Consider the following 12,797-nt stretch of genomic DNA (forward strand, 5'->3'; position numbering starts at 1 on the left):
ATCTCCTCGGTTTCACATCGAAACAGTTCAAACGTAACGATATTACCATCCCGCCGCGCCCATGCAAAAAAGAGGGCCGGCACAATGCCGGCCCTTCAGCGAAATTGCATGTTAGCGCGTATGAATATTAAACCGAATAACCCCACTAGTTGTCGTCATCGTCCATGGAGCCGTCGATGCCGGTTTTGGTATCGTCGTCCGAGTTGGAGTCATCGTCCTTGGCGAAGGGGTTCTTGAAGAAACCGGTCGCATCGGGCTGCAGGCCCGAGAGCTTAATCCAGGGATTATCGAGCTCGGGCTTGGGCATGGCCTTGGCCTCGGGCGCAGTCTCGTTGCCGATGAGCTCGGACTCGTAGATGAAGGTGTCGTCGCCGAGCGCGTCGTAGGCGGCGACCGGGTTGCCATCGGCATCGCGGTACGGCGTGCCCTTAAACACGGCGCCGTCATAAGCCACAAGCTGGCGGCCGGTCTCATTCTCGAAGTAGTACACGAAGATACCCTTGAGGGCCGCACATAGCGGGATGGCAATAATCATGCCGATGGGGCCATGAGTGCCGAGCCAATAACGAGCGCCGTGAGGCTCATGATGGGATGCACCTGCACCGAGCTCTGCATAACCTTAGGCGAAATCACGTTATCGGTGACGTTTTGCGCGACCATCGTCACGATGAGCGTCCATAACGCCAACATGGGGCTGAACATGAAACCAAGCACTGTGGCGATTGCTGCGCTCACCCAAGGACCGACGACCGGAACCAAATGCATGATGCCGGTAAAGATAGCCATAAGCGCCGCATACGGATGGCCGATGATCATAAAACCGATAAAGGCCAAGATGCCGCCGCAGATAGACGTCACGACCATACCGCGCATGTAGCCGCCGACAGAGCGAGAAAGGATGGCGACCATAAAGCGGTACGAGGTCTCCTTCTCCTGACCGATGATGGTGCAGATCTCGTGGTGCATGCGAGGGTAGTCGCAAGCCATCCAGTAGGCAAGCACCAGACCAAGGAAGATCACGAATAACTGCGAAGCCGTATTGGTGATGAGCGGGAACACACCGCGGCCAAGCTCGGCAGCGATCTGAGACACATACTTCGATGCCACGGTAACCAACGACGAAAGATTATCGTCCAAATACTCCTTGAGCGGCGTGTTGTTGAGCGTCTTGGCATGCGAGATCATCTCATTGAGGTCGCCTCCCGCAACACGAAGCTGCTCGGGCAGGCGGCTCAGGACTTCCATGATCTGACCAAAGAGAATCGGCGACAAGATGCAAACGACACCGACGAGCACGGCAACAACAACAATAAGCGCGATAAGCGAACCGATGCCGCGATTCACGCCATGGTGCTCGAGCCAGTTGGCGATCGGGGACATCACAAAGGCAATGATGGAACCAACAGCGAGAAACTCGATAACCGGTGCCAGGATGCCAATAAGGTTAAAGATGACAGCAGCAATAACAATGCAGCCGACAACAGCCCAAATGCGCAGCGTCAGAATGCGGGTGTCGCGCAGCACGCGATCGGTTTGTTGGGGGTGCTCACTCATGAACGAATCATCACTCCGTCGGGGTCGATCTTGTCCTGAATCTTCTTAAGCGTGCGGCGCAGCAGACGCGAAACCTGCACCTGAGAAATACCAAGCTTCTTGGCGATCTCAATCTGGGTCATGCCCTTCACAAAGCGCAGCTCGATCACCTCGCGCTCGCGCGGCGAGAAATCACGGATGGCTTCCTCGATCACTAGACGGTCATCGGTAAAGTCGAGCTCGTTGTCGTCGTCGGCGTAACGGTCGAGAATCGAGGGGGCATCGTCGGAATCGGACGCACCAGGAGCCTCGATGGGCACCGAAGTATAGGCCGAAGACGATTCCATAGCCTCGAGGACCTCATCGACAGTCACATCTAGATACTCAGCGATCTCCTCAACCTTGGGCGAACGCTGCAGCTCGTTGGTAAGTTTGTCAGTAGCTTGGTTGACCTTGGCCGAGAGCTCCTGCAGACGACGCGGAACGCGCACACTCCAGCCCTTGTCGCGGAAATGGCGTTTGATCTCGCCCAGGATAGTGGGTGTTGCAAACGTCGTGAACTCGAGCCCGCGCTCGGGGTCAAAACGGTCGATAGCCTTGAGCAAACCCAGATAGCCGACCTGCATGAGGTCGTCGAGCGGCTCGCCGCGATTCTTAAATTTGTTGGCAAGAAACCTTACCAGGTTCATATGGGACATGACGAGCTGCTCACGGGCGTCCGGATCACCGGTCTCCTTGTAACGACGAAACAGCTCGCGGGTTTTCTCCTTGTCCCAAGCGGTCTTGCCGCTCCGGGAACGTTCGGTCATATTAGATATCCGCCTTGAGGTCGAGGGAAAGCGTCAGGGGCGCCGCAGTCTTTTCGTAGGAATCGCACACGCTCGCGAGGATGAGTTCGGCATATACCGCTGCCTGGTCATCCTCATCGACAGTCGCCTGATCGCCAAAGGTAAAGGTCATGCCCACGTGCGATTCGTCGACATCGAATTTGATCGAGATATCGTCGGAATCAACAGCCGTGCAGCCAAAGATGAAGGCTTCCTCGGCAGCCATACGGATGTCCTCGATGCGATCGACAGACATAGAGCACAGGGCACCAACGTTGGCTGCCGTCATGCGCACAAGGCGAGCGAGACGCGGGTCACCGGCAACGGTCAGCGTGATGGGGCAGGTTGCTTCGCTACTCATCGCAGGACTCCTCAGAGGTCTCGGAGGGTGTATAGGTGTAATACTGAGCCGGCTTGGCTACAGACTTCTGGCCATCATCGTCGCCCGCGGCGCCCTCGTCCTCGCCAATCAAGACGCGCTCGGTCGGCTGCTCGGCTTCTTCGGCGGCAGCGGAAAGCTTGCGCTCGGCTTCAGCTGCAGGAGCCTTCACCTTATTGAAGAGCTTCTGCACAGCACCGGCGGCAGAGTCGGTCACGCTCGACACAGCATTGCTGGCCTCGGCCATGCTGCCCGTAACCTCGGAAATGTCGCGAACCACGGCTTCGACCTCTACGAGATTGGAGGTAAGGGCATCAACTGCCGTCTTGCTCGACTTAAGCAGCGGCTCCATCTGGGCAAGCGCCGGCGTAAGCTCATCGACAGCGCCATCGAGCTTTGCCACCACAGGCTGAGCCTCGGCGATGGTGTTGTTGAGGTCGTTCACGGTCTTATCGAGCGAGTCAACAACATTGCGGGTCTTGCGCAGGGTAAGCGCGAGCTCAGCGATGGCCCACACGCCGGCAACGGCGAGCAGCAGCAGGGCGATTTGAATGGGACTCATACAAGCCTCCCGGAAGAATCGAAATACAGACGCTTTTCATGGTACCCCAAAGGGGACCGAACATGCCAAGAGCAGCAACGTGGGACAAAATTATCAGCAGCTACTTCGGTGCATTCCCGCTGCGGTCACGTTCGCTTTGCTCTACGCGCCACTCTTCCCAGCCGCGCCCGGCAGGCTGCCAGAACGCACCGCGCTCCAGCCCCTCGGGCAAATAGCGCTGATCGACCCAGCCTTCAGGATAATCGTGCGGGTATTTATACACACCGTATTCATCGCTGCCCGGGCGATGGCGATCGCGCAGATAACTCGGCACCTCGCGAAGCCCACTAGAATGTATATCGGCCAGCGCCGCATCGATCGAAGCCTCACACGCGTTGGATTTTGGCGCCAAGCACACATAGAGTGCAGCCTGAGCCAGGTTAATGCGGCACTCGGGATAGCCAATGACCTCGGCAGACTTAAACGCGGCATGCGCCACCAAAAGCGCCTGCGGGTCGGCGTTGCCAACATCCTCAGAAGCGTGAATCATAATGCGGCGAGCGATAAACTTAGGATCCTCCCCAGCATCGATCATGCGCGCGAGCCAATAGATCGTGGCATCGGGGTCGCTACCGCGCATGGACTTGATGAACGCACTGATGATGTCGTAGTGCATGTCGCCGTTTTTGTCATACGTAAAGCCGCGACGCGGGTTGGCGATCTTTACGTCATCCACGGTGATGGGATAGCGCTCCCCCGCCGCGGGCGCTGGCGTTCCCTCGGTATCGGGACGCGTGACGGCAATCTCGCTCGCAAGCTCGAGCGTCGTGAGCGCCGAGCGAGCGTCACCCGCTGCCAGCGTGCAGATGGTCTTGACCGTATCCTCATCGGCCGAGAACTTACCGTTCAAGCCCTGCGGCGCCTCAAGCGCACGTTCAATAAGCGTGGCGATATCCTCATCCTTCAGATGCTCAAGCTCCACGACGCGACCACGTGAGAGCAGTGCCGAGTTGACCTCGAAGTACGGGTTCTCCGTCGTAGCGCCAATCATAATGACGGTACGGTTCTCAACTGCATGCAGCAGGGCATCCTGCTGCGATTTAGAGAAGCGGTGAATCTCATCGATGAATAGAATGGTGCGGCGGTCGTACGTATTCAAGCGCGTCTTGGCCTCATCAATCACGCGACGCAGGTCCTTCACGGTACCCGTGACGGCGCTGACCTCGACAAACTCGCTCTTGGTATGGTTGGCGATAATGTGGGCCAGCGTCGTCTTGCCCGTACCGGCAGGCCCGTACAGAATCACGCTCGAAAGCACGTCGTGCTCGATCGCGGCACGCAGCCATGAACCCTTACCGACGGCCTTTTGCTGGCCCACGTACTCGTCGAGCGAATTGGGTCGCATGCGCACCGCGAGCGGCGCATTTTTAAAGGAACGCTCGCGCGTCGAGGCAGAAAAAAGGTCGTCCATAGCCATCCCGTGCATCAATCAAAAACGTTTTCCACTAACAGTATACCGAATTAATACGAACTACCGTTCGTTAATATAGGTACGGTGCGGAAACTCCAGACCAGGGAACAGCTTGCTCGTCAGCTCGCAGAAATAACCGTCCGTCATGCTCGCGATATAATCCACCACGGCTTGATCCTTGTCGTCCTGCCAGGCATAGGTGCGATCATAGTAGGAAAGCTGCTGCTCAATGCGCGAAATATGGTGCTTAAAGATGTAAGAGGACTCGTCGCCACTGTTTAGATCCCGCAGGCAACGGTCGTAGAGCTTTACGAACGCCTCGCGCAGCTCCGCCTCGGAATCGCCTTCGATACCGCCCTTGCTATAGATCTTCTCGTAGTTCTCGCGCTTGGCTCGGCGAATTTCCTCAAACAGGTCCTCGCTCATCTCGATGCGCGGCTTACCATAGCTGTGCTCAACGATATCGATGGAGGCATGCGTGAGGATCCAACTGTTGTAGGCACCGCCCCGGCCATCATCAAAAGCGTCGGGCGAAAGCAGGCCCGCCGCGATCGCATCCTGACGGTCACGACCGACGTAGGCAAGAATATCCGAGATGCGAACGACGCAGCCCTCGAGCGTCATGGGACGCAGATGCTCAATTGCGCTATAGCCCGTGGCAATGCAATCCTCAACCGTCTGGTCAAACTGGTCAAAGGAGCCCATGTCCGAGAGCTCAAACACACGCTGCTCGTACTCGCCGTTATGGCATAGCACGCCGTCGAGCGTCTGGAGCGACACGTTGCGGCCATACAACGCGTCGAGCACGCGAACCGACTGCACGTTATGGAAAAAATAACGCCCCGTACGCTCATGATAGATATCGTTGAGGAAGCGCTCGCCGGCATGGCCGAAAGGCGTGTGTCCCAAGTCGTGACCCAGGCCAATCGCCTCGATCAGATCGCAATTGAGCCCCAGGGCGTGACCGATATCGCGCGCAATGCGGGAGACAAGCTGTACGTGCAAACCGCGGCGTGAAAGATCATCATTGCTACGGAAGCTAAAGACCTGCGTTTTGCCTGCATAACGGGTGTACGCCGGAAGATGAAGTATCTTTCCGGTATCGCGCATAAACGCCGGACGCATAAGCGTGCCTTTGTCGGCGGCGCGATCAACACGACGGATGACCTGATCATCGTTGCAACGATACGGGTTGACATAGCCCGAAGCACGATCGGCGGCAATGCGCTCGACAAGCTCGGGCGACAACGCCGAGGGAATACGGTCCATGCGCGCCTTAATGACGGCCGTTTCTTGATTAGATTCCATGGCATGCTCCTTAAAAAGGATGCGCAATCGGTTACAAAGTGCAGCCCACGACCTCGATTATGGCAAAAATCGGCACTAAAAACGGGAGCAATGGCAGGGAGCGCGATTTTGCGATGAGGCAAGCGACGGCAAGGGTCAGGAGCGCAACCGCAAACGCGACAACGCCGCCCAGGGGATCGAAGGTACAAAGGGCAAAGAGTGCCTTGACGTCCCCCATGCCAATGCCAGGAGCGTGGCGAACTCTACGCCAGAGCGACTCGGTAAGCACAAGGCCAAGGTAGACGATGACCGCAAGACCGGCGTGGTCAAGCGCTGTGTTCAAACCGAGGTCGAGCCAAACGCCCGCCAACGCCGTCACGGCACATGCGCCGGCAAGCCCATTGGGAAACCGTCGCTCTCGGGCATCAATTGCCACGCCGGCAAAGATGCAAATCCAAAACGGGATATAGACCATCGGACTCCTCCTCGAGCTGCATCGCAAAAGCAAAAACCACCACAAAGGTGCCTGTCCCCTTTGCGGTGGTTTTGGTGGTGGTTATTTGGCGCCTTGCATGACCTCGTCAAGGGTAACGTTGACGGCGTGCTGCGTCGGCACCCAGTCGACCTTCAGGAACAGCGCGGCCACCGTGATGGGGATATAGCTGAACATAAAGATCGGGAAGGTAAACAGGTTAGTCACCAGACGCCACTTTTGCGCGCAGTGAATGTGTTTGTACTCAAAGATAGTCGTGAGCAGCGCCAGGATAAAGAAGGTCTGATACATCATGGCGAAGGTCAAAATGAGCGAAGCGGCGCACGCCTGCATCTCGACTTCGGTAGCCAAGAAACCATGCGAAAGGCCACCCACAATCAAGAACGTCGCATTAGCGAGCATCGAGATCAGCGATAGCAGCATACCCGGGGCGATCGTCATGAACATGTCGTAGGCGGCAAAGCGATGATAGCGGAACGTCGACTTGACCAGATGCTTACCGTAGGTAAAGAACACCTGGTAAAAGCCCTTGGTCCAGCGCATACGCTGCTTCCAGGATGCCTTGAACGTCACGGGTTGCTCGTCAAAGAACTCCGCCGGCGCATAGCCAATGCGAATACCGTGAATAGCGCAGAACGTAGTGAACTGAATGTCCTCGGTCAGCGTGTGGAACTGCCAACCGTGCATGCCCTCGATAACGCTTGACGAGATAAGGTAACCCGAACCCGAAACAGCGCAGGACGTCTTGCAGATATTACGCGCGTTGTTGAGGAAGCGCGCCTCGCGTAGATACCACGTGGCATTAGCAGCCGAGATCCACGAGCTGCCGAAGTTCTTGGAATTGCGATAGCTCGTGACCACATGGAAGCCCTGGTCAAAGGCATCATTCATCTTGGAAACGTAATCGCGGGAGATAACGTTATCGGCATCGAAGATAAAGTAGCCCTCAAACGTGTCGGGATACTCGTTGAGAATGCGGTCGAAGCCAAAGTCCATGACCCAGCTCTTGCCCTTGCGGGCCAGGTCATTGCGCTCGTAAACAATGGCACCGGCCTCGCGCGCGAGCTGCGCCGTGTTGTCGGTGCAGGCATCGGCGACCACGAAAACCTCGATGAGCTCGGACGGATAATCCTGGTCCTTGATGGAGCGAACGAGGTTGGCGATCACGGCCTCCTCATTATGCGCCGCGATAAAAAAGGCATAGCGATGGAGTTTTTTGGCCTTGGGAGGCGCGACCTCGCCACGAAGAGCGCCAATGACAAAGAAGACCACCTGGTACAGAAAGCAGACCGTGAGCAGCGTGACGACAATCTGGTTGAAGATCACGATGGGTGTGTTGGTTTGTAAAAAGGCGAGCATGCAGGCTCCCAGCAACGCGTAACGTAAACAATCGTATATCTTACCGCAGGCTTACCGAGTTCAAGAAACCACCTAATACTGGCTAGGCTTCGAGAAGACCGAGCTGCGGAACGATTTCATCTCCAACGGCCGTGCGACCGAGCGAGCGCGGAGCCAGATCGTCGAGAACAGCAGCGAGATCCCACGGCAACTCGTCGCGACACTCAATGCGCTCCCCCGTCACGGGATGGTCGAACGCCACGCGCCAGGAATGAAGGAACTGCCTGGTCAGGCCCTGGTCGGCGCGCGCATCGCACTTGCCGTAGAGTGGATCGCCCACGCAGGCGTGGTTGATATGACGCATATGCACGCGAATCTGGTGCGTGCGACCGGTAAACAGATGGCACTCAACGAGCGTATAACCATCGTCAAAGCGCGTGGAATCAAAGCGCTCGAGGACTTTAAAGGTCGTAATGGCCTGACGGGCAAAGGGGTCGTCCGAAACCGCCATCTTGACGCGGTCGCGCGTAGAACGGGCGATACCGGTATTGATGGTGCCCTCGTCCATGGCGATGTGCCCGTGGACAAGCGTGATATAGCGGCGGTCGAGCGTACGCGTGCGAATGAGATTTTGAAGCGCGCGCTGGGTGTCGTCGTCTTTTGCCGCGAGCATAAGGCCCGAGGTATCGCGATCCAGGCGATGCACGATGCCGGGGCGGTCCTCACCCTGCACGGTACCAAGATGATCGATACCGCAGTGGTAGACCAAGGCGTTCGCAAGCGTGCCGCTCTCGTGGCCGTGGGCGGGATGGCACACCAGCCCGCGCTGCTTGGAGAGCACAATGAGATAGTCGTCCTCATAGCGAATGTCGAGCGGGATGGCCTCGGGAATCACATCGGTGGGATCGTGCGGCTCGGGCAGGTCGACCGAGATGCGGTCACCGGCGCGTACGGCATACTTTTTTGACAGACAGGTCTCGCCGTTCACGATTACGGCGCCGCCCTCGATCAGATGCGCGCAGGCAGAGCGCGTGGGGCAGCCGTCGTTGGCACCCAGAAAGGCGTCGAGACGCTGGCCAGAGCAATCGTCGGCAACAAGAATATGGATGTCGGCCATTAACGCTCATTCCTTTCGCGAATCTTGCGGGCACGCTCCCCACGCTGCTTGGCTTTGCGCTTAGCGCGGGCCTCATCACGGGCATTGAGCTCAGCAGTCGCATCGACCTCGCGAGCGGCGGGACTCAAGAACATGTAACCGATAAGCGCCAGCACAACACCGACCGTAATGCCGATATCGGCCACATTGAAGACGGGAAAGTCGATGAAGGTGGTGGCAATAAAATCGGTCACGAAGCCAAAGGCCAAACGATCGATAGCGTTGCCGATAGCACCGCCCGCAACCATCGCCATGCCCACAACCTCAAGATGGGCGAGCTGGGGTGCACGAACGAGGTACACGGCAATAGCGACAATGACCGCCAGCGCCAGCACGGCAAACGCGATGCCATGCCCCTCGCCCATGCTAAAGGCAGCGCCGATATTGCGGACAAACATAAAGTCGATGGCACCGGGGATGACGGTCACATGAAAAGCGTCGCCCACGGCACGGACCGCAAGCTTGGTTAGCTGGTCAACAAGCAGCACAACCAGCGCCACCCCACCAGCAACACCCAACCGCCAACGCAAAGGCGGCGTCATATCCCCAGCACGACCCAAAGAAATCCCCTACCCTCAGAACAATCGAATTCCGTTTAACGCAATTATCCATCTTATATTGCCACATGCAGAGCGCACGACATATCCACCAACACAAGCGAAATAACCAGCATAAAAAGAAAGCGGCATTCCGAAAAACAGAATGCCGCTTTTATTCAGCGGAGCAAATGGGCCGAAGGCGCCCAAATTCTACCTATAACTAAAATGCCGAGTTACCGTGCCTTAAAGGGCATTCGCACACCTCTCGCAGATGTGAGCGTGGCCGTTGTACTCGCCGACGGTGGTGCGGTAGTTCCAGCAACGGTCGCAGCACTCGCCCTCGGCTGCCTCGATGGCAACGGAGAGCTCCTCGCCCTGGGTCAGTTCTACATCGGAGACGATGTAGAACTCGGCCAGATCGACGGCCTTATCACCGGTCAGCAGCGCGTACATCTCGGCGGGAACGACCGCCTTGACGCGAACCTGCTGGCTCTTGGTGAAGGTGCCGGCAGAACGGGCATCCTCAAGGGCCTTGGTCACGGCGCTACGGAGCTCAAGAGAAGCCTCGAGCACGCCCTCAAACTCGTTGGCCTCATCGACCGTGATGGGCGACTTGTACCAATCGAGCAGCGCGGCGTACTTCTGGTGGTCGACGCAGCCGGCGGGCGCATATGCCATGGCCTCGTCAACCGTGTAGGACAGGATCGGTTGCAGGTCGCGCATGAGCATCGAGAAGAGCTCGGCCAGCACGGTCTGGGCGCTGCGGCGCTCGAGCGAGCCGGGCTTGTCGCAGTACAGACGGTCCTTCAGGGCGTCGAGGTACACGTTGGAGAGCTCGGTAACCACGAAGTCGTAGAGCGCACGGTAGGCGCGCGGGAACTCGTAGCTGGCGTAGGCATCGTCGACCTCGGCCTGAACCTGGGTCAGACGGGCAACCATGAGCTTGTCGAGCGGCAGCAGGTCGGCAAAGGCGACGCCGTCGGTCTCGGGCTCAAACTGACCCTCGAGCTCGGAGAGCAGGAAGCGCAGCGTGTTGCGGAAACGACGGTAGGCATCGGACGTACGAGCAAGAATCTCGTGGTCGATGGACACGTCGGAGCTGGTATCGACAGATGCAACCCACAGACGGATGATGTCGGCGCCCATCTCGTCGCAGACCTTATTGGGGTCGATGACGTTGCCGAGCGACTTGGACATCTTTCGACCCTGGCCGTCGAGGGTGAAGCCCTGCGAGACGACCGCCTTGTACGGAGCGTGGCCATTGGCACCCACCGAGGTGAGCAACGAGCTCTGGAACCAACCGCGGTGCTGGTCGGAGCCCTCGAGATACACGTCCGCCGGATACTCCAGCTCGGGACGGTACTCGCAGACGGCCTTCCAGGAGACGCCGGAATCCCACCACACGTCGAGGATGTCCTTATCGGCCTTGAGGTGATGGCCGCCGCACTTGGGGCAGACGCAGGCCTCGCCCAGGTAGCTCTCGGGAGCGTCGGTGAACCAGGCGTCGGAGCCCTTCTCGTGGAAGAGCTTGATGACGGCGTCGAGCGTGGCGTCGTTCATAACCTTCTCGCCGCAGTCGGCGCAAGTGTAGCTCGGGATAGGCACGCCCCAGTTGCGCTGACGGCTGATGCACCAGTCGGGACGCTGCTCGACCATGGCGCCGATGCGGTTGGCGGCGTGAGCCGGATACCACTTGACGTTCTCGCGAACCTCCTTGCCAGCCTGCTCACGCAAGCCGGTCTTGTCCATCGAGACAAACCACTGGTCGGTAGCACGGAAGAGCACCGGGTGCTTGCAGCGCCAGCAGTGCGGATAGCTGTGCGTAATCTTCTTCTCGAGGACCAGGGTACCGCGCTCGCGCAGGAACTCGATGATGTGCGGGTTGGCCTCATCGGTATCCATACCGCTGAAGGGGCCACCGGTGCCAAACTCCTCGCCGGTGTAGAACTTGCCGTCGTCATCGACCGGCATGCAGATGTCGGTGATGACCTCCTTGAGGCACGCGAAGTAGTCATCGACGCCGTGACCGGGCGAGTTGTGGACGATACCGGTACCGTCATCGACACCGACGTAATCGGCCAGCAGCGCCACGCCCTCAACGCCGTCAAAGATCGGCTGCTTGTAGTGGATGTGGTGGAAGGTCTCGGCGGGAACCACGTAGGGCTTTCCGTCGACCATAACCGGGGTGTACTCCCAGCCAAACTCCTCGCAGCACTTGGGAGCCAGGTCCTCAAGCATGACCTCGGCACGGCCATCGTGCTCAACGGCGACATAGGCGGCGCCGGGCTTAAGGGAAACGGCCTGGTCGGAGGGGATGGTCCACGGCGTGGTCGTCCAGATGATAAAGTCGACCGGGCCATCGAAGTTCTCGAGGCCGGCGGGCTTGGAGGTCATCTCAAAGCGCACGAAGATGGACGGGCTCGTCTCGTCGGAGTACTCGATCTCGGCCTCGGCCAGCGCGGTGTGGCAGTGCTTGCACCAGTGAACCGGCTTGTGGCCGCGATAGATCATGCCCTTATCGAACATGGCCTTAAAGACCTCGATATCGGCAGCATCATGCTGGTGATAGAGCGTCAGATAGGGGTTGTCCCAGTCGCCGAGCACGCCCAGACGACGGAAGCCGGCCTTCTGGAGCTCGATGTTCTCGACAGCGAACTCGTTGCAGAGCTCACGAATCTTGGCCGTGGGGGTCTGGTTGAACTTCTCGGTGCCGAGCTTCTCCTCGACCTTGTGCTCGATCGGCTGGCCGTGGCAGTCCCAACCGGGGACATAAGGAACCTCATAACCCTGCATCATCCAGTAGCGGTTGATCATGTCCTTGGAGATCTTGTTCATGGCGTGGCCGATGTGGATCGGGCCGTTGGCGTACGGAGGACCGTCGTGCAGCACGAACTTCTTATGACCCTCGTTCTTCTTCAGAACCTGCTCGTAGACCTTGTTGTCCTGCCAGTCCTTGAGTCGCTTGGGCTCGGACTTGGAAAGACCGGCGCGCATGGGAAAACCGGTTTTGGGCAGATTCATCGTCTGCTTGTACTCGTTTGCCACGGTACCCCTTTCATATCGTGGGCGCGCACGCCCGTTGGGCACCAAAAAAGCGCCCGTCCCTACAAGCTGGGACGAAGCGCCACGAAACGGACTGTACGCCCGCAAAAGCTCTTCGCTTAACCACCCAGCTTAGATGCCCTCGCCCGCGTATTCGCGCGCTCGCATCCGTTACTCGGCTGGCCTATATC

General features: G+C 58.3%; 12 protein-coding genes. All 12 read right to left on the minus strand.

Annotation, left to right across the window (positions count from 1 at the left end):
* Positions 1 to 145: 145 nt before the first annotated feature.
* Complete coding sequence (locus I4W07_RS01065; RefSeq protein WP_196025316.1) at positions 146 to 535, minus strand: hypothetical protein; 390 nt, start codon at positions 533 to 535, stop codon at positions 146 to 148.
* Positions 532 to 1,554, minus strand: coding sequence for an AI-2E family transporter (locus I4W07_RS01070; RefSeq protein WP_196025317.1), 1,023 nt, complete (start codon positions 1,552 to 1,554; stop codon positions 532 to 534). The genes I4W07_RS01065 and I4W07_RS01070 overlap by 4 nt, the downstream gene beginning before the upstream one ends.
* The gene (locus I4W07_RS01075; protein WP_022094589.1) at positions 1,551 to 2,342 is read right to left on the minus strand and encodes an RNA polymerase sigma factor SigF; all 792 of its coding nucleotides are present in this window, start codon (positions 2,340 to 2,342) and stop codon (positions 1,551 to 1,553) included. Before I4W07_RS01075 ends, I4W07_RS01070 begins: the two co-directional genes overlap by 4 nt.
* A 1-nt stretch (position 2,343) precedes the next feature.
* Positions 2,344 to 2,721: a hypothetical protein gene (locus I4W07_RS01080; RefSeq protein WP_022094590.1), complete on the minus strand. Its 378-nt coding sequence runs from the start codon at positions 2,719 to 2,721 to the stop codon at positions 2,344 to 2,346.
* Positions 2,714 to 3,301, minus strand: a complete 588-nt coding sequence (locus tag I4W07_RS01085) for a hypothetical protein (RefSeq protein ID WP_196025318.1) — start codon at positions 3,299 to 3,301, stop codon at positions 2,714 to 2,716. Before I4W07_RS01085 ends, I4W07_RS01080 begins: the two co-directional genes overlap by 8 nt.
* A gap of 100 nt (positions 3,302 to 3,401) precedes the next feature.
* The gene (locus tag I4W07_RS01090) at positions 3,402 to 4,751 is read right to left on the minus strand and encodes a replication-associated recombination protein A (RefSeq protein ID WP_196025319.1); all 1,350 of its coding nucleotides are present in this window, start codon (positions 4,749 to 4,751) and stop codon (positions 3,402 to 3,404) included.
* A 60-nt stretch (positions 4,752 to 4,811) separates the two neighbouring features.
* Positions 4,812 to 6,059 (minus strand): deoxyguanosinetriphosphate triphosphohydrolase family protein, encoded by a 1,248-nt coding sequence (locus I4W07_RS01095; protein WP_196025320.1) that lies wholly within the window; start codon positions 6,057 to 6,059, stop codon positions 4,812 to 4,814.
* A 31-nt stretch (positions 6,060 to 6,090) separates the two neighbouring features.
* Positions 6,091 to 6,513: a prepilin peptidase gene (locus I4W07_RS01100; RefSeq protein ID WP_006233998.1), complete on the minus strand. Its 423-nt coding sequence runs from the start codon at positions 6,511 to 6,513 to the stop codon at positions 6,091 to 6,093.
* Between the two features lie 81 nt (positions 6,514 to 6,594).
* Positions 6,595 to 7,890, minus strand: a complete 1,296-nt coding sequence (locus I4W07_RS01105; RefSeq protein WP_196025321.1) for a glycosyltransferase family 2 protein — start codon at positions 7,888 to 7,890, stop codon at positions 6,595 to 6,597.
* An 82-nt stretch (positions 7,891 to 7,972) separates the two neighbouring features.
* Positions 7,973 to 8,986, minus strand: a complete 1,014-nt coding sequence (locus I4W07_RS01110) for an RluA family pseudouridine synthase (protein WP_195621333.1) — start codon at positions 8,984 to 8,986, stop codon at positions 7,973 to 7,975.
* Complete coding sequence (lspA, locus tag I4W07_RS01115; protein WP_230317407.1) at positions 8,986 to 9,585, minus strand: signal peptidase II; 600 nt, start codon at positions 9,583 to 9,585, stop codon at positions 8,986 to 8,988. The genes I4W07_RS01110 and lspA overlap by 1 nt, the downstream gene beginning before the upstream one ends.
* 222 nt (positions 9,586 to 9,807) lie before the next feature.
* Positions 9,808 to 12,585, minus strand: a complete 2,778-nt coding sequence (gene ileS, locus I4W07_RS01120) for an isoleucine--tRNA ligase (RefSeq protein WP_230317414.1) — start codon at positions 12,583 to 12,585, stop codon at positions 9,808 to 9,810.
* Positions 12,586 to 12,797: the final 212 nt, after the last annotated feature.

This window comes from Collinsella aerofaciens (assembly GCF_015670745.1).
GTDB lineage: Bacteria > Actinomycetota > Coriobacteriia > Coriobacteriales > Coriobacteriaceae > Collinsella > Collinsella aerofaciens_T.